This window comes from Bifidobacterium italicum, from assembly GCF_002286915.1.
GTDB classification, from domain to species: Bacteria; Actinomycetota; Actinomycetes; order Actinomycetales; family Bifidobacteriaceae; genus Bifidobacterium; species Bifidobacterium italicum.
This window is the reverse complement of the sequence record NZ_MVOG01000011.1, coordinates 96613-114236: the sequence shown is the minus strand read 5'-3', so window position 1 is coordinate 114236 and position 17624 is coordinate 96613. Positions and strand designations below refer to the sequence as shown.

Sequence of the window (17624 nt, the reverse complement as noted above, 5' to 3'; positions counted from 1 at the left end):
GCGCAGACGGCACGGCGCGCGGCATACGACCGGGTGCGCCGCCGGACGTCGTTCGGCGGCGCACCCATGCGTCATGCGGCCGTCACTGCTTCTTCGCGAGGGAGCCGGTCGCCTTGTAGGCGATGCCGTCGCTCTTGGCCTGGAACATGCCGTGCAGGCGTTCGATCTGCGACTTCGCCGACATGATCTGCTCGCGCACGCGCGTCGGCGCCGTGCCGCCCTTGCCTGCGCGCGCGGAGACGGAGCCCTCCGTCGACAGCACCTCGCGCACCTTCACCGCCTGCTCCGGCGGCACGAAATCACGGAAGATCTCGATGAAATCGTCGTCGGACAGGTCCCACAGCTCCTCGTGACGGCCTTCGGCCAGCTTGACGCACGCACCGGAAAGCTCATGCGCATGGCGGAACGGCACGCCGTTCTTCACGAGCCACTCGGCGATGTCGGTCGCGAGCGCGAAACCGGTCGGCGCCTCCTGCTCGAGACGTTCCGCGTTGAATCGCATCGTGCGCACCATGCCGGTGAACGCGGGCAGCAGCACCTCGAGCGTGTCGGTCTGGTCGAACACCGCCTCCTTGTCCTCCTGCAGGTCGCGCGCATACGCGGTGGGCAGCCCCTTGAGCGTCGCGAGCAGGCCGGTGAGGTCGCCGATGAGGCGCCCCGCCTTGCCGCGCGCGAGTTCGGCGATGTCGGGGTTCTTCTTCTGCGGCATGATCGACGAACCGGTGGAGTATGCGTCGTCGAGCGTGACGAAGCCGAACTCCTGCGTGTTCCAGATGATGATCTCCTCCGACAGGCGGGAGACGTCGACGCCGATCATCGCAGCGATGAACGAGTATTCGGCGACGAGATCACGGCTCGACGTGCCGTCGATCGAATTCTCGGTGACCTTCGTGAAACCGAGTTCGCGCGCGACGGCCGTCGGCTCCAAGCCGAGCGTGTTGCCGGCGAGCGCGCCGGAACCGTAGGGGCTCGCGTCGACGCGGCCGTCCCAATCGATGAACCGTTCGACGTCGCGCAGCAGCGGCCACACATGCGCCATGAGCTGATGCGCGAGCAGCACCGGCTGCGCGTGCTGCATATGCGTGCGGCCGGGCATGACGGTGCGTCCCGCCGCCTTGGCCTGCTCGCACAACGCGTCGGCGAGCGCGAGCACCTGCTTGGCGACGATGCGCGCATGGCGGCGCAGCCACATGCGGATGAGCGTCGCGATCTGGTCGTTGCGAGAACGCCCGGCGCGCAGCTTGCCGCCGAGTTCATCGCCCGCGATGGCGATGAGTCCGCGCTCGAGCGCCGTCGCCTCGTCCTCGTCGTCCTCGATCGGCGCGAACTCACCGTCGTCCACGCGGCGCTGCAGCTCGTCGAGCGCGGCCTCCATGCGCTGCAACTCGTCGGGGGTGAGCAGGCCCGCACGTCCGAGCGCGCGCGCATGGGCGCGCGAACCGGCGATGTCGTCGTCGGCGAGGCGCCAATCGAACTGCGTGGACTTGCTCAGCAGCGCGAGCTCCGCCGACGGACCGGAGGAGAAACGGCCTCCCCACAGCGCGAGATGCTCGCCCGGCTGCTGCTCCGACGCGCCCGCCGCGGTCTCGGTGTCGGTCGTTTCGACGATGCGTTCGTCACTCATGATGTCTCCATGTCTCCTTCGCCGTCATGCCGACGGCGTGATATGCGCGGCGCGCGACGTCAGGCGCGCCTGGTTGTCCTTCCTGCCGGTGCTCATCCTACCGGTGTTCATCGAAATCCGCCGCCGGTTTCCCATGGCCGCCGCCTGCCGAAGAACGCCCCGGCATCGTTACGGGTCGCATTGCGCATCCCGTTGTTACGCATCGCATCGGATTCCATCAGGCGCCATCGGCCACATCGCCGGTGCCGTCAGTTGGTCGCCCTTGCGCACCGTTACGGGTCGTATGCATCCACGAGCACGATTCATTACATCACATCATTACGGATGCAGGCCATTACGGATGCGGAAACCTTACGGGATGCGGCTGCCCATGGACGGCGAATCGGACGGCGCGGCGCTTACGGGAAGCGCCTCCCTGCAAGGGATCGGCTGCCGGACACGACGCGGACGGCGGGGCACATGAACGATATGCATACCGTAGGAACATCGATGCACAGGCGGATCGCATGCCTCCCATACGCGCCATACGCGGAAATGGGCGTGCAGCCCGTAAGGGCAACGCACTACGGCACGCGGATGGGCGTCGACGCCCGTAGGAAATCGACGGTGCATCCCGTAGACCAACGGTGCATCCGGTAAGCGAGACCGCCCGCGGACCGGAGCGGCGAGCACGCGGCAGGTGCCGCCCATAGTCGATGCACATCCCGTACGCGGTGACGGCCCGCAGCGGTACCGCCCATAAGTCCCATCCGTGACGAGCCGCCGCCAAGATGCGCCACCATTAAACGGCGCGGCGCCTGCAAGGTTGCGAGACCCATGGGACGGGTGGCCGAAACAGCGGGGAGGGCGCACAGCGCGCGGCCGCCGCCCTCCCCATGATCAGAACGTTCGCATGTGCGTCGCGTGCAACGTCACTCGACGTCGTTGTCGGGGACCTCGATGCCGTTGCCGAACTTGACGTCGCGCGCGGCGGCGACCTTCGTCGGCAGTCCGTAGATCTCGATGAAGCCATTCGACGCGTTCTGGTCGAAGGTGTCGCCGGAATCATAGGTCGCGAGGTTGTAGTCGTAGAGCGATTCCGCGGAACGACGGCCGACGACGACGGCGCGGCCGCCGTGCATGACCATGCGGATCTCGCCGGAGACATACTGCTGCGTGTCGTTGATGAACGCGTTGAGCGACTTGACCGCCGGCGAGAACCACTGCGCATCGTAGACGAGCTCGGCCCAGCGCTTGTCGATGTCGCGCTTGATGCGATGCTGCTCGCGCTCGAGGCACATGTTCTCAAGCTCCTGATGCGCGGTGATGAGAGCGATCGCGCCCGGCGCCTCGTACAGTTCGCGCGACTTGATGCCGACGAGACGATCCTCGATGAGGTCGACGCGGCCGATGCCCTGCGCGCCGGCGCGGCGGTTCATCTCCTCGATCGCCTGCAGCGGGGTGACGTCGCGGCCGTCGATCTTGACGGGCACGCCCTGCTTGAATTCGATGACGACCTCGTCCTCGACCGGCGGGAAGTCGGGGTCGTCGGTGTAGGAGTAGCAGTCCTTCGTCGGCGCGTTCCACGGATCCTCGAGGAAACCGGTCTCGATGGCGCGGCCCCACACGTTCTGGTCGATCGAGAACGGGCTCTTCTCGGTCTGCACGATCGGCAGCTTGTGGTCGTTCGCATAGGCGATCTCGACGTCGCGCGTCAGCGAAAGATCGCGGATCGGGCTGATGGCCTTGAGTTCGGGATCGATCGACTGGATCGAGACCTCGAAGCGGACCTGATCGTTGCCTTTGCCGGTGCAACCGTGCGCGATCGTGTCGGCGCCGAACTGATGGGCGGCGCGCACGAGGTGCTTCGTGATGAGCGGACGCGAGATCGCGGAGACGAGCGGGTACACGCCTTCGTACATCGCGTTCGCCTTGAGCGCCTGCATGCAGTACTCGTTCGCGAATTCGTCGCGCGCGTCCACGATGTAGGCCTCGACGGCGCCGCACGCGAGCGCGCGCTCCTTGATCGTCTCGAGGCTTTCGCCGCCCTGGCCGACGTCGAGTGAGACGGCGACGACGTCCTTGCCCGTGCGATCCTTGAGGTACGGGATGGCGACCGAGGTGTCGAGACCACCGGAATACGCCAGCACAATGCGATTCTGTTCGCTCATGAGTTGACCTTTCTGTTCAGATATTCATAAGTATATACAGTCCTCTGTATAAATATTCATTCCGTGTCCACGAGCGGCGTCGCGACCGCCGCCGACGGCATCGACGGCGGCGCACGGCCGCACGAACACACGAAAAAACGGAAGGCCGTACACGTCGTACGGCCCTCCGCATGCGCGCCTCCACATCGGGCGATCGCGCAAATCGGACGATCGCGCTCAGTTCTGCGTGGAGGCGACCTCGAGCAGCCACACGGAGCGGCGCTCCGCCATCGCATCGTCCACGCAGATGACGAGGACGGTGTCGTCGCCGGCGATCGTGCCGAGGACGCCGCCTATCGGATGCTTGTCGATGACGCTCGCGACGTACTGCGCGGCGCCCGACGACGTGTGCACGACGATGAGGTTACGGGCGGCCGCCACGGACGTCACGAGTCCGGACAGGATGCGCGTCATCTGCTGCTGCGAACGTTCGTCGCTGTCGAGGCCGGCGGCGGGGATCGGCTGGTCGTCGATCGTGTACGCCACCTTGCCGTCGGGCAGCCGCGTCTTCGTCGCGTTCATCTCGTCGAGATCGCGGCTGAGCGTCGCCTGCGTCACCTCGATCCCCTGGTCCGCGAGGATCTCGGAGAGCTGCGACTGCGACGTGACCACATGGTCGGCGAGCGCCTGCTCGATCGCGTTGAGGCGAGCGGCCCGGCTGGCTGGACGCTGCAGCGGCGTCGTCGGATCCGTCATCAGACAAGCAGGCTTTCGTCGCCGCGCTGCTTGCCGATGAGCCACGTCAGCAGCGCCTTCTGCGCGTGCAGACGGTTCTCGGCTTCGTCCCAGACCACGGACTGCGGACCGTCGATGACGGCTGCCGTCACCTCCTTGCCGCGGTAGGCGGGCAGGCAATGCTGGAAAAGCGCATCCGGCTTGGCGAGCGCCATGAGCCCCTCGTTGACCTGATACGGCCAGAAGGGCTTCGAACGCACGGCGTACTGATCCTCCTCGCCCATCGACACCCATGTGTCGGTGAAGACGCAATCCGCGTCGCGCACCGCCTCCTGCGGGTCGGTGGTCACGAGGATGCTGCCGCCCGTAGTGGCTGCGATCGCCTCGGCGTCCTGCACGATGGCGTCGTCGGGAAGGAATCCGTTCGGACCCGCCACCCGTACGTGCATGCCGGCGACGGCGCCGGCGAGGAGGTAGGAGTTGGCCATGTTGTTAGCCGCGTCGCCGAGGTAGGCGATCGTCATGCCTTCGAGCGCATCCACGCCGCCCTTGAACTGCGCGATCGTCAGGAAGTCGGCGAGCACCTGGCACGGATGGAATTCGTCGGTGAGCGCGTTGACCACGGGCACCGTCGCGACACGCGCCATCTCCTCGATGCGCGACTGCTCGAAGGTGCGCCATACGAGTGCGTACGCCATGCGCGTGAGCACTTCGGTGGTGTCGCGAATCGGCTCGCCGCGGCCGAGCTGGGAGCCCGACTTGTCGATGACGAGGGGGTAGCCGCCGAGTTCCGCGACACCGATCGAGAAACTGGAACGCGTACGCGTGCTCGGCTTGTCGAACAGCACGGCGACGCCCTGCGGCCCCTCGAACGGACGGTGGTGGAACCTGTTCTCGCGGAACTTCATGCCGAGTTCGAGGATCTGCTTCTGCTCGTCATGGTTGACGTCGTCGTCGCGCAGCATGTGACGGAGCTGTCCCATGATGGCCTCCTTTTTTCTTTCTTTTCTGTGTCTGTTGTGGTTGGCAGGTGTGCCGCCGGTACGGATCGCGGACCGGCTGGGATCGGCCGACGACTCGGCCGGGCTTCGGAGGACCGGCAGTGTGGCCGGACGCCCCTGTCCCGCGTGCTTACGGGCAGCGGACTCGCGATTCGTCGTTACGGGCGGCGCATGGTGCCACACGGCTCCTCGTCACCGTCGCCGCCGGTAACGCCGGACGGCGCCGAACCGTGCCGGTGCCGCCCGTAAGCGATGCGACCCGTAGCGGCATGGCTCAGTCGTCGGGAAGATCATCCGGCAGCTGGGAGAGGATCGCCACCGCCTCGTTCACCTCCTGCTCGCTGACGACGAGCGGGGGCGCCAGACGGATGACGTCCGGCGCGCAGGCGTTGATGATGAGCCCGTGCCCGAGCGCCCAGTCCACGGCGGCGTGCGCGCACGGACGCTTCAGCACGATCGCGTTGAGCAGGCCGCGTCCGCGCACCTGCCCGAACAACGGGTTGTCGGCGGCGCGCAGGTCGGTGCGCAGCTGCTCGCCGCGCACTTCGGCGCGCTGCACGAGCCCCTCCTCCTCGATCACGCCGATCGTCGCGAGCGCGGCGGCCGCACCCAACGGGTTGCCGGCGAAGGTCGAACCATGGGTCCCCGGCGAGAACAGCGAGGACACCTCCTCGCCGAAGCTGATCATGCCGCCCATCGGGAAACCGCCGGCGACGCCCTTCGCGAAGGTGACGATGTCCGGCGTGACGCCGCCGAGATCCTCGCGCTGGAACGCGAACCATGATCCGGTGCGTCCGACGCCCGTCTGCACCTCGTCGATGATCATCAACGCGCGCCGCTCGTCGCACAGCGCACGCACGCCGCGCACGTATGCGGCGTCGAGCGGCAGCACGCCCGCCTCGCCCTGCACGAGCTCCATGATGACCGCGGCCACCGGGCCCTTATCGGCGGCCTCGAAGGCCGCCCTCATCGCGTCCAGGTCGTTGGCGTCGACGAATTCGAAGTTCGGCACGAGCGGCTCGAAGGGCACGCGGATCGCGGGCTTCCAGGTCGCGGAGAGCGCGCCCATCGTGCGTCCGTGGAAGCCGTGCGTCAGCGCGATGATGCGGTACGGCTTGTCCGTGCCGAGTTCGTCGCGCAGGCGCGCCCCGTAGAGCTTCGCCATCTTGAGCGCGGCCTCGTTGCCTTCGGCGCCCGAGTTGCCGAAGTAGACGTGCGACCCTTCCGGCGCTCCGGCGAGCGCGATGAGTTTCCGCGCGAGCCTGATCTGCGGGCGCGTCGCGAAGTAGTTGCTCACATGCGCGGCCTGCGCGGCCTGCGCGGCGACCGCCTCGATCCACTTCGGATGCGCGTAGCCGATCGAGTTGACGGCGATTCCCGCGAGGAAGTCGAGGTATTCGTTGCCGTCGACGTCCCAGACATGCACGCCCTGCCCGTGGTCGAGGACGCGCAGCGGCGTGCCGAAGACGTGCATGTGCACGTCTTCGTATTCGTCGAGCAGCCGCCTGTCCTCGGTCAGCGCGCCATACGGCGCGCTACCGGTAGCGGGTGTCGGGTTCGTGTCATGCTCGGTTGTCATATGAGTTCCTCATTTCCAGTCCTTCGCCGGGTTCGACCATCGTGCCGATTCCGGCGCTTGTGAATACCTCGTTGAGTATCGAATGCGGCTTGCGGCCGTCGATGATGTGCGTCTGCTGCACGCCTCCGTCGATGGCGCGGATGCACGCCTCCATCTTCGGGCGCATGCCGCTTTCGAGCTGCGGCAGCATGTCGCGAAGATCCTCGACGCCGATGCGGCCGATAAGCGAGTCGCGGTTAGGCCAGTCGGCGTACAGCCCGTCGACGTCGGTGAGGATGATGAGCTTGTGCGCGCCCAGAGCGGTCGCGAGCGCGGCGGCCGCCGAGTCGGCGTTCACGTTGAGCACCTCCGTCGCGTCCTCCTCGTTCGGGGCGACCGACGACACGACCGGTATGCGTCCCGAGTGGATGAGGTCGATGACGGCGGACGCGTCGACGCCGATGACGTCGCCGACCAGGCCGATGTCGGTGGGCTTGCCGTCGATGATCGGCATGCGCTGCGTCGCCGAGAAGAGCGCGCCGTCCTCTCCCGACAGACCCACCGCGTACGGTCCGTGGGCGTTGATGAGGCCGACGAGTTCGCGCGACACCTTGCCGGTGAGCACCATGCGCACGACGTCCATCGCCTCGGGCGTCGTGACCCGCAGGCCGCCCTTGAACTCCGAATGGATGCCGAGCGCCTTGAGCATCTGCGAGATCTGGGGTCCGCCGCCATGCACGATTACGGGATGCAGCCCCACCTGTCGCAGGAACACCATGTCGTCGGCGAAGCAGCTCTTGAGATGGTCATCGACCATCGCGTTGCCGCCGTATTTGATGACGACCGTCTTCCCATAGAACTCCTCAAGCCACGGCAGCGCCTCGATGAGCACCTCCGCCTTCTGGTCCGGACGCAGATCCGTATGCACGTCCAGGTGGAAGCCCGGACCTTTCAGTTGTTTCGTCATGATTCCTTAATCGTTCTCCTGTTCTCGCGCCGTCGACTGTCCGTGCGGGCGCGGCGGACGCCGAGCGTTCCTTGTGAAGCGCGCCGCATCCGCGCGTTCGCACCGGGCGCGGTATGTGACGCCCGGGCGTCCTGCGGCGCCGCGCGTTCCGCGACGCATAGGCGCGCGGATGGCCGATGCCGCCAGCGTCCATCCGCTTACGGGCGGCACACGCCCTGCGGGTGGCCGCATCTCCTACGGGCGGCGCATCCGCCGCAGGCGGCGCCATACGGCGCCCGCAACGGCCGACCGTCACGAGCGTCCGTGTCTCCCGTAGCGACGGGATGGTCACCGGCAACTGATACTGGGTGCCGCCCGTAACAACGGGCGGTCGCCTTCACCCGGCGACCGGCGAGGACCGTCGCCCGTAAGCGGTGCGGGACGCCATCGGTCGGATCGTTCAGCTTTCGTAGTCGGCATTGATGTGGACGTATTCATGGGTGAGGTCGTCGGTCCACACGGTGGCGGTGGCGCCCCCGACGTTGAGTCCGATGACGATGTCGACCTCGCGCGGCGTCATGTCGACTTCGGCGCGGTCGCGTCCCGGCTTGCCGCCGTCGCACACCCGCACCCCATTGACGTCGACGGTCACCTGATCGGGATCGTAGGGCGCGACGTCCACCGGCACGGTGCCCAGCGAGCTGACGATGCGGCCCCAATTCGGGTCGTTGCCGCTGATCGCACATTTGAGCAGGTTCGACGCGGCCACCGCACGCCCGCAGGCGAGCGCGGCGTCCTCGTCGGTGGCGCCTTCCACGGTGATCCTGATGTCGTGGCTCGCGCCCTCGCCGTCGCCGATGATCTGGCGGGCGAGCGCGGCGCAGCAGTCGGCGACGATCGCGTTGAACTCGTCCATGTCCGGCGTGATGCCGGAAGCGCCCGACGCGAGCAGCAGCACGGTGTCGTTCGTGGACATGCAACCGTCCACGTCGATGCGGTTGAACGACGTGTCGACGCCGGCGGCAAGCGCCACCCGTAGCTGTTCGGGCGTGACGACGGCGTCGGTCGTGATGACGCACAGCATCGTCGCGAGCTGCGGCGCGATCATGCCGGATCCTTTGACCATGCCGCCGAGGCGGAACCCGTTCGATCCCAGCCGCGTCACGGTCTTCGGCTTCGTGTCCGTCGTCATGATCGCGTGGGACGCGTCCTCGCCGGCCTGGACGGTGTCGTCGAGGGCGGCGAACGCGGCCTCGACGCCGGCGAGCACGTTGCCTAACGGCAGCAGCTCGCCGATGAGGCCGGTGGAGCATACGGCCACGTCTTCCGCATCGCAGCCGAGCAGTTCACCCGCCTTGCGCGCGGTCTTCGCCGACTGTTCGTAGCCTTCGAGTCCGGTGCAGGCGTTGGCGCCGCCGGAGTTGAGGACGACGGCGTCGAGACGGCCGTCCTTGACCGCTGCACGCGACCACTGCACCGGCGCCGCGCAGAACCGGTTCGTCGTGAAGACGCCGGCGGCGGCCTTGAGTGGCCCGTCGTTCACGACGAGCGCGAGGTCCTTCTTCCCCGCCGTCGATGAGATGCCGGCGACCACGCCGGCGGCCGTGAATCCTTGTGCGAACGTTACGCTCATGGTGCCACTCCGATCTTGCTGAGTCCTGTTTCTTCATTGAGTCCGAATGCGAGGTTGAGCGATTGCACCGCCTGCCCCGCCGTTCCCCGGTTGAGGTTGTCGATCGCCGCGAACGCGTGCAGCGTACGGCTTCGTCGGTCGACCGCCACCTGCACGTGCGCGGCGTTCGAGCCGAGGACGTTCTGCGTCGCCGGCATCACGCCTTCGGGCAGCACGGACACGAACGGCTGCCCCGCGTACGCCTTCGTCCACACGGCGCGGATGTCGTCGTCGCCCATGTCGAGCGCCTTGTCGGTGAGTTTCGCGCTCACCGACGCGAGGATGCCGCGCGACATCGGCACAAGCATCGGCGTGAACGCGAGCGTGAACTCGTTCGCGCCCTCGGCGCCGAGTCCCGCCGCGTGCGCGAAGTTCTGCAGGATCTCGGGGATGTGGCGATGCGTGCCTCCGACCGAGTACGGCGTCGCCGAATTGAACGCCTCCGAGGCGAGCAGGTTCGTGCGTTTGAGGCTTTTGCCCGCCCCCGAATAGCCGACGGCCAGATCGGCGACGATGGTGTGCGGCACGATGAGGCTCTCGGCGATCGCCGGCTGCATCGCGAGCGTCGTCGCCGTGACGTTGCAGCCGGGGCCGGCGATCCGCCGCGTCCCCGTCCTTACGGGCTGCGTCTCACTTACGGGCTGCACATCGCTTACGGGCTGCGCATCGCCTGCCGCCGCGGCGCCGATGATGACGGCGCGCTGCCGCAGATACCGTCCGTTGGCGTCCTTGCCCAGGATCAACTCGGGCATCCCATAGGTCCAGTGCTCGTAGAACGCGCCGCCGTAGTAGTCGTCCCACGCCTGCTGCATTTCCAGACGATGGTCGGCGCCCAGATCGACGACCGTCGCCGATTCGTCGAGCTGCGCAGCGAGCGCGCCCGACGCGCCGTGCGGCAGCGCCAGGATGATGACGTCATGGCCGTTGAGCGCGTCGGCCGTCGTATCCGCGATGGTCAGGTCGGCCAGCTGCGGGATGTGCGGCTGGTAGGCGCCGAGCTTCTCGCCGACCGACGAGTGCCCCGCGACGGTCGTCACTTCGAAATCCGGATGGGTCGCGAGAATGCGCAGCGCCTCCCCACCCGCGTATCCGGTCGCACCCGCGACCGCGACGGTGTACTTCGTCATTCCCGTTGCCTTCCTTCCCGGCCCGCCCGGGCCGTGCCGTCAGTGTTCGCCGTTGGCCGCCGATCATCCGCCGCGTGCCGTATGCCCGCAGATGACAGCGTGATTGCGCATGCGCTTACGGGCGGCATTCACCGTTTCCGCATACGGCGGTCGATTCCCTTACGGGCGATCCGCGACGGGACATGCCGTCCGAACCGGAACGCCGGGGCTTATCGACTGCAGCCGATCGCCATATGAGCGCGGCGGATGCTATGAAGCGAACGCAACATGCCGGCCGCGGGGATTCCACGCCCGCACGCATGCCACCGATAACGCCAGGGGTCGTCGCCCAAGCATCCGATGCGACCAACTTTTGAGTTATACAGATGACAATACACTTTATGCAGTACATTGCATAATTATGCATTCATGACCGAACGGATGCATCACATCCTCCCCGCGCGTCCACGCACCCGCGAAAACGACTGCCCGTAAGCGCAGCCGAGCGAGGGGAACTCAGAAGACGCCGGCCGATCAGGCGTGACTGCCCGTAAGCGCACCCGTCCGATATGCCGCCTTCCATGCATCCACAGGCACGATATCCACGGAAGCAACCTGTAAGACCAACGAGACGACACACGACAGGCACCTCGGCAATACACCTGCGAAATCGGCAATCCGCGGACACGAAAACGCAACGATGCGTCGACCGTGCACGGTGCGACACGCCGTCCGTCCATTTTCCCGCACAATCAATCATTATGAGGTTCGCGCACCGTGACGTCGTCAAGCCGTCCGCCGACATGGCGACGGACGCATCGAGGACGAAGCCGTCCCCTCGCGGCGTCAAGTCACGGGAGGACGCCTTCCGCGACATCGCCGGTCCCATGACGGGTGTCTTCGGGCGCGTGATCCGTCACAAGCATCCATGCCGCTGTCGCCCATGCCGACGCACGCCATCCTCCACACGGCCGGACTACGCCACACGGCCCCAGCCGGGAGACATCGCGCGCAGCTCACGGTCGGCGATCGACTCGAGCGGGATCACGTCATCGGTCGGATATCGCACGCCGGTGCGCTCCTCGAGCGCATACGCGACGCGTCTGGCCATCCACGCGCGCGCATCCGGCGTCGCCATGTCGACGCGCGTCACCTGCACGTACCGCCAACCGGAGCATTCGATCTTCGCGCGACGCATGCGGTCGTGCTCCAACTGGCAGAGATGGTGCGCGCCGTCGTACTCGCAGATGACGCCGGCGTCGACGAACACCAGATCGCCGCGCACGACGGTGCCGTCGTCCAATATGATCGACAGATTGGCGACCGGCTCCGGCAACCCACGTTTTCTGAGTTCCAGCGACAGGCGCGCCTCCTGCGGCGACTCCATGTTCCCGCGCAGCAGGACGATGGCGCGTCGAGCCTTCTTCACGCCGCGGGGCGCGCGCTTCCTGCCGAGGGCATGCAGCTTGCCCAGCTTCTCCATCCGTGTGACGAATACGTCGAAATCCTTGATCGTGACCGGATCGTGCACGACGCGGCGCATCAACAGGCAGTCGCCGAGCGTCACGAGTTCCTCCAGCGAAAGGAAGCGTGCGAGCATGAACCACGCGCACACGACGCTCACACATCGCACGCCGGGCATCGGCTCGACGATCTGCAACGGAATGTTCATATGGTAGAACCGTGCGTCGCGCAATCGTGTGCGTGTATTGCGGCGCGGCGCGAGGACGCACAGGTCGTCGCCGCCGACCGTGTCCCCGTACCGCGGCAGCGTGCGCGGCAGCGGCACCCCCTGCAGCCTCAGCGCGGTGAATCCGCCGAACAGCAGGTCGTGGCCGACCCTCGATCGGACGTTGATGCATCGCGCGATCTCGTGCGCCTGCAGCTCCATGAGCCGCATGCGCATCGGCAGCAGGTTCGGCGGAGAGCCCTCGAGGAGCCTGCGCTCGCATTCGTCTTCGTCTCGGGCCGATCTGTACGCCGACCCATCCATCCGCATTTCCATGCATCGACGGTACGGACGTGCCGCGAGCCGTGTCCACCCGGACGGGGGTATGTGACCGGATGGGTGTGTCGTCGGCGTGTCGTCGGCGTGTCGTCGGCGTGTCGATGTGGATAACTTCCTTCAGGGCGCCTTTCGCGCCCGATCTGCGCCGTTTTCCTTGTTCGCCTTGCGCGGCATCGCCTTCGTCGACGGCGGCCGTGACAGCCGTCCGCCACGACATCTCCCCCGCATCCGCGCATGCCACGCCATTCGCCACGACGCCCACAGCGCCGCCATGGCGCGCCCGATCTCCCCTCCCCGGCTTCGCCGCGGTTAGCGGCAGCGTCATGATCAACCTCTCATGACGTGGCGTCCTTCTTCAGATACTCACTTCAGGTACTCATCCCGCTTACCGGCAGCAACGCTTACCGGCAGCAACAGACGCCATCCACACATCCCGCTGACGTCGACGATGCCGCCCGTAACCCACGCCGGACGTCACGGGTTACGGGCGGCATCGTGAACGTCGTCGTCAGGAATCGACGCACATCCCCATCACATGCCCATCGCGGACGTCACACCGTTACCGGACGCACCACCCGTAGATGAAGGCGAAGGCGCCGGCTCCGACGTCGGGGGGCCGGTAGGCGCCGGCGAGGAACCGCCCGCGGTGCCGTTCAGCCCCAGCATGTGCAGCATGTCGTTGAGGACGTCCTGTGTGGAGACGCCGTTGATCATCATCCAGATCATCGCGATCGAGTAGATGACGTTGATGATGACCGCCGCCAAGGCAAAGCCGAAACCCTTCATCCTCATCAGCTTCGTACGGTACATCCCGAAGGCGCCCAGCAACGCCGGCAGGAACGGCACCGGCAGCAGCAACGACAGCGCGAACGCGATGATCGAGCTGGTGTCCCAACGCCCGTAGTACACGTTCTGGTTGGGGTCGTCGAGGTCGATGCCCTGCACGTAGCGAGGCAGCTTCCCACGATTGTCGGCACCATAGTTGCGCCGGTCGCCGAAGGGCGCGTTCGGGTCGGCGTTCTGCCCCGGACGCGACGCGCCGGACGACCGCTCGTAACCCGCTGCGGGCGACATGGCCATCGGGTTCGGCCTGCGCTGCTGCGCACGGCGCTGCTCGAGGCGAATCTCCTCGTCACGGGCCTCACGCTCGACCTGTTCGTGCGTTTCCCCGCTTTCCGGACGTCCGAAGATGTACGGGTCGTAGTCCGGCGGGAACTGGTTGTCCATCGCGCCGTACGCAAGGTCGTTCGGTTTTCCCTCGACCGGCATGTCGGTCTTCAGGATGGCCTGCGACACCTCCGATTCCGGAATGTCCGCCGCGCTTTTGTCCCTCGAGTCGACGGGCGTCGACGCCGCGTCGGTCCGTGTAGACGGAGCGGCCGGACGTCCCGCATCAGGCGCTATCGGCGATGCGGACGCATCGGGATGCGATGCGGTCGGCGCGGTGTTCGCATCGCACTCGGGCGCGCCCTGTGGCTTGTTCTGTTCCGGTTCGCTCATCTCATGTCCTTACCGGTTGTCGATCACGACTTCCGTTCCTGCGTTGTCCTGACGTATATGATGCCGTCGACGCCGACCATCCCTTACGGGTGGCCACGACGCCGCCCGCTGCGAGCGACCGTCATCAGCGATGGCGCGGCGCCTCGGCTTGTGCGGACACGCGACCGACGTTCATCGTTACACACGCTACCAGCAAGAGAAAACGCCCGCATGACGTGCTGCCCGTAAGCGCAATCGTCGATTATCGATCGTCCTTGGGGCAGCCGCCCGTAAGCGCGGATGCCCACACGGGCCAGCGAGTGCGGCATCTCCCAAGCCCAACGGGCAGCATGGACGCCCTACGACCATCGGCAGCCGCTTCCCGTAAGGCGAGCCGTGCATGATCGTCCCCATCAAAGGCGCTCGTATTCATCGTCCGTGTGCTTGCACAGACGTGCGCCGCACGTACATACCTCGGGCAACCGCCACCCGTAGGACGACCACCCGTAAGACAGCCACCTGTAGGACAGACGGACGCGCTTGCTTTGTGTCGTTTGCGGATGCCGCATACCACCCGTCCGCATGGGTGCCGCCCGTAAACGCCACGGGCTGCGGCGACGACATCGACATCGATATCGCCGCCGCAGCCCGTAAGCACGATGACGCGTTCGCCGGCTACGGGGAGGCGCGGTGGGGTCGCGGTTCAGTTCAGCGATTCAGTTCACTGACCCGGCGCCCCACGCCGCCTCGGATGGTCACGCGCGCAGTTGCGCGCCGAGCGTCGCGGCGCGTTCGACGATCCTCGCGCGGATCGCCTCGCTGTCCTCGCTCGTGAGCGTGCGGTCGGGCGCGCGGAAGGTCACCGCGTATGCGAGCGACTTCCTGCCTTCGCCGAGCTGATCGCCTTCGTAGACGTCGAACAGCTCGATCGATTCGAGGACGTCGCCGGCGGCCTGGCGGATCGCCTCCTCGAGTTCGTGCGCGGTCAGCGAATCCGGCATCGTGAACGCGAGGTCCTGCTTGACCGGCGGGAACGTCGAGATCGGCTTGGCCTGCACCGGCTTGTCGCTCAGCGTCCCGAACAGCGCGGTCAGATCGATCTCGAAGGCGGCCGTGTGGTGCGGGAAGCCGAGCTCGTCGTCGACCTTCGGATGCAGCTCACCGACGAAACCGACCGTCTCGCCGGCAGCGACGATGCGCGCGGCGCGGCCGGGATGCCACTGCGCCGGCACATCCTCCGCCTTCGGCGGATCGAGCACGACGTCGGCGCCGAGGCGCTTCGCGACGCGGCGCGCCGCCTCGACGGCGTCGCTCCAGTCGACGGCGCGCCGGTTGCCGAGCCATCCGTCGTCCTCGGCGAGCCCGGTCATGATCGCGGCCACATGCAGCGGCTGCTCGGGCAGGCCCGCGTCGAGCGCGGCGAGCTGCTCGTCGGTCGGCCTGACGGCGCCCGGAAGCGCCGGAATTGCCGGGGCGTCCGGATCGGCGAGGTAGACGTGGCCGATCTCGTAGCAGCTCACGTTCTCTATGCCGCGGCGCAGATTGCGGCGCACCGTCTGCGCGAGCGTGAGCAGCAGCTCGCGGCGCAGGAACGGGCGGTCGTCGGCGAGCGGATTGACGATCTGCACGCTCACCGGCTCGACCTCGTCGGCATCGATCATGAACGCCTTGTAGTCGGCGGGACCGACGAACGGATAGCTGAGCGTCTCCACGAGCCCGTACTCGGCGAGTCCGTCGGCGACCTCGCGCTTGCGCCTCTGGTCGGCGGTGAGTCCGACGTGGCCTTCGACCGGCGCATGCGGCACGCGCGTCGGGATGCGGTCGTAGCCGTAGATGCGCGCGATCTCCTCGACGAGGTCGCATGCCTCTGTCAGGTCGGGCCGCCACGACGGCGGCGTCACCGTGAACTCGCCGTTGCCGCCGCCGCCGACGACGCAGCCGATGTCGGTGAGGATGCCGTTGATCTCGTTGAGGTCGAGGTCGAGGCCGGCCAGGCGCTTCACCTCGCTCGCCTTGAAGACGATCGGCGTGCGCCGCGGCGTCGTGTCGATGTCCCGCGGCGTCAGCGACGGCGTCGCCTCGCCGTACTTCTCCAGCAGATCGGCCGCCATCTGCGCGGCCGCCGGCTGCAGCTTGTCGTCGACGCCGCGTTCGAAGCGCCGCGACGCCTCGGAGGGGATCTTGTGGCGGCGCGCCGAGCGCGCGATCGTGATCGGGTCGAAGTGCGCGGCCTCAAGCAGGATGTTCGTCGTCTCGTCGGTCACCTCGCCGTACATGCCGCCCATGACGCCGGCGATGCCGAGGATGCGCGAGCCCTGCTGCCCGTTGGGCGAATCAGTGATGAGCAGGTCCTCGGGATCGAGGTCGTGCTCCTTGCCGTCGAGCGTCGTGAGCTTCTCGCCGGCCTTCGCGCGGCGCACGACGATCGGCCCCTCGATCTTGTCGAGGTCGTAGGCGTGCATGGGCTGCCCCAGATCGAGCATGACGTAGTTCGTGACGTCCACCGGCAGCGACAGCGAGCGCATGCCGGCGCGCGTGAGCCTGCGGCGCATCCAGTTCGGCGTCGCGCTGCCCGGCCGGTAGCCGCGCACGGCGCGCGCGTAGTAGCGGTCGCAGCCGACGACGCCGTGGATCGGGTTGTCGTCGTCGATGATGACGTCGATGTCGCGCGTCTCATCGCCGGCGTCCTCGACGTGCGGGACGCGTTCGTTGAGCGCGACGACCGGATCGGCGAACTTCGCGCCGGTCGAGTTGTGGTACTCGCGCGCGATGCCGCGGTAGGAGAACGCGTAGCCGCGGTCGGGCGTCACGTTGATCTCGAGGATCGGCTGGTCGAGGTGCAGCAGGTGCATCGCGTCGTCGCCGGGCTTGAGCGCTTCGTACTCCTCGGGCGTGAAACCGTAGTCGCGCAGCAGGATGATGCCGTCGTGGCTGTCGCCGAGGCCGAGCTCGCGCTCCGACGCGCACATGCCGTCGGAGATGTGGCCGTAGGTCTTGCGCGGCTCGATCCTGAAGTCGCCGGGCAGCACGGCGCCGGGCAGCGTGACGACGACCTTCTCGCCCGCCTTCATGTTGGGCGCGCCGCACACGATGCCGCGCGGCACCTTGTTGCCGTCCTCGTCGACGTCGTTGTACTCGTCGCCGACGTCGACGTGGCACCAGTTGATCGTCTTGCCGTTCTTCTGCGGCTCGGGCGTCGCGTCGACGACGTAGCCGACGACGATCGGGCCGGTCAGCTGCGAGGTGTGGATCTCCTCCTCCTCGAGCCCGACGCGGACCAAGTCCTTCGCGAGCTGCCCGTAAGTCAGGTCCCGGGGGACCTCGACGTCGTCGCGCAGCCAGTCAATATCTACCATTGGCATTGGG

General features: G+C 67.1%; 11 protein-coding genes. All 11 read right to left on the bottom strand.

Features of this window, described 5'->3' with window-relative positions:
* Positions 1–82: 82 nt before the first annotated feature.
* The 11 genes from argH to pheT all read right to left on the bottom strand — a co-directional run bounded on the left by argH (position 83) and on the right by pheT (position 17620).
* Complete coding sequence (gene argH / locus B1400_RS04360; protein ID WP_095613223.1) at positions 83–1624, bottom strand: argininosuccinate lyase; 1542 nt, start codon at positions 1622–1624, stop codon at positions 83–85.
* A gap of 911 nt (positions 1625–2535) precedes the next feature.
* Positions 2536–3774 (bottom strand): argininosuccinate synthase, encoded by a 1239-nt coding sequence (locus B1400_RS04355; RefSeq protein ID WP_026644372.1) that lies wholly within the window; start codon positions 3772–3774, stop codon positions 2536–2538.
* Between the two features lie 216 nt (positions 3775–3990).
* Positions 3991–4509 (bottom strand): arginine repressor, encoded by a 519-nt coding sequence (locus B1400_RS04350; protein WP_095613222.1) that lies wholly within the window; start codon positions 4507–4509, stop codon positions 3991–3993.
* Positions 4509–5474, bottom strand: a complete 966-nt coding sequence (gene argF, locus B1400_RS04345; protein ID WP_095613254.1) for an ornithine carbamoyltransferase — start codon at positions 5472–5474, stop codon at positions 4509–4511. Before argF ends, B1400_RS04350 begins: the two co-directional genes overlap by 1 nt.
* 289 nt (positions 5475–5763) lie before the next feature.
* Positions 5764–7068 (bottom strand): acetylornithine transaminase, encoded by a 1305-nt coding sequence (locus B1400_RS04340; protein ID WP_095613221.1) that lies wholly within the window; start codon positions 7066–7068, stop codon positions 5764–5766.
* A complete protein-coding gene (gene argB, locus B1400_RS04335; protein ID WP_095613220.1) occupies positions 7052–8014 on the bottom strand; it encodes an acetylglutamate kinase in 963 nt (320 codons plus the stop codon). The genes B1400_RS04340 and argB overlap by 17 nt, the downstream gene beginning before the upstream one ends.
* 439 nt (positions 8015–8453) lie before the next feature.
* Positions 8454–9626: a bifunctional glutamate N-acetyltransferase/amino-acid acetyltransferase ArgJ gene (gene argJ / locus B1400_RS04330; protein WP_095613219.1), complete on the bottom strand. Its 1173-nt coding sequence runs from the start codon at positions 9624–9626 to the stop codon at positions 8454–8456.
* Entirely contained in the window at positions 9623–10792 is a 1170-nt protein-coding gene (locus tag B1400_RS04325; protein ID WP_095613218.1) for an N-acetyl-gamma-glutamyl-phosphate reductase, read from the bottom strand. Before B1400_RS04325 ends, argJ begins: the two co-directional genes overlap by 4 nt.
* A gap of 955 nt (positions 10793–11747) precedes the next feature.
* Positions 11748–12776: a hypothetical protein gene (locus B1400_RS04320; protein WP_133064618.1), complete on the bottom strand. Its 1029-nt coding sequence runs from the start codon at positions 12774–12776 to the stop codon at positions 11748–11750.
* 534 nt (positions 12777–13310) lie between these two features.
* Positions 13311–14279, bottom strand: a complete 969-nt coding sequence (locus B1400_RS04315) for a hypothetical protein (RefSeq protein ID WP_095613216.1) — start codon at positions 14277–14279, stop codon at positions 13311–13313.
* A gap of 734 nt (positions 14280–15013) precedes the next feature.
* Positions 15014–17620 carry a phenylalanine--tRNA ligase subunit beta gene (gene pheT, locus B1400_RS04310; RefSeq protein ID WP_095613215.1) on the bottom strand — a complete coding sequence of 869 codons (2607 nt, stop codon included), beginning with the start codon at positions 17618–17620 and terminating at the stop codon, positions 15014–15016.
* Positions 17621–17624 lie beyond the last annotated feature (4 nt).

Bases quoted from the DNA above. Each gene is read 5' to 3' on its own strand.
- B1400_RS04320 (WP_133064618.1), bottom strand. From the start codon at position 12,776: ATGGAAATGCGGATGGATGGGTCGGCGTACAGATCGGCCCGAGACGAA.
- B1400_RS04350 (WP_095613222.1), bottom strand. From the start codon at position 4,509: ATGACGGATCCGACGACGCCGCTGCAGCGTCCAGCCAGCCGGGCCGCT.
- argB (WP_095613220.1), bottom strand. From the start codon at position 8,014: ATGACGAAACAACTGAAAGGTCCGGGCTTCCACCTGGACGTGCATACG.
- B1400_RS04315 (WP_095613216.1), bottom strand. From the start codon at position 14,279: ATGAGCGAACCGGAACAGAACAAGCCACAGGGCGCGCCCGAGTGCGAT.
- argH (WP_095613223.1), bottom strand. From the start codon at position 1,624: ATGAGTGACGAACGCATCGTCGAAACGACCGACACCGAGACCGCGGCG.
- B1400_RS04340 (WP_095613221.1), bottom strand. From the start codon at position 7,068: ATGACAACCGAGCATGACACGAACCCGACACCCGCTACCGGTAGCGCG.
- pheT (WP_095613215.1), bottom strand. From the start codon at position 17,620: ATGCCAATGGTAGATATTGACTGGCTGCGCGACGACGTCGAGGTCCCC.
- argJ (WP_095613219.1), bottom strand. From the start codon at position 9,626: ATGAGCGTAACGTTCGCACAAGGATTCACGGCCGCCGGCGTGGTCGCC.
- B1400_RS04325 (WP_095613218.1), bottom strand. From the start codon at position 10,792: ATGACGAAGTACACCGTCGCGGTCGCGGGTGCGACCGGATACGCGGGT.
- B1400_RS04355 (WP_026644372.1), bottom strand. From the start codon at position 3,774: ATGAGCGAACAGAATCGCATTGTGCTGGCGTATTCCGGTGGTCTCGAC.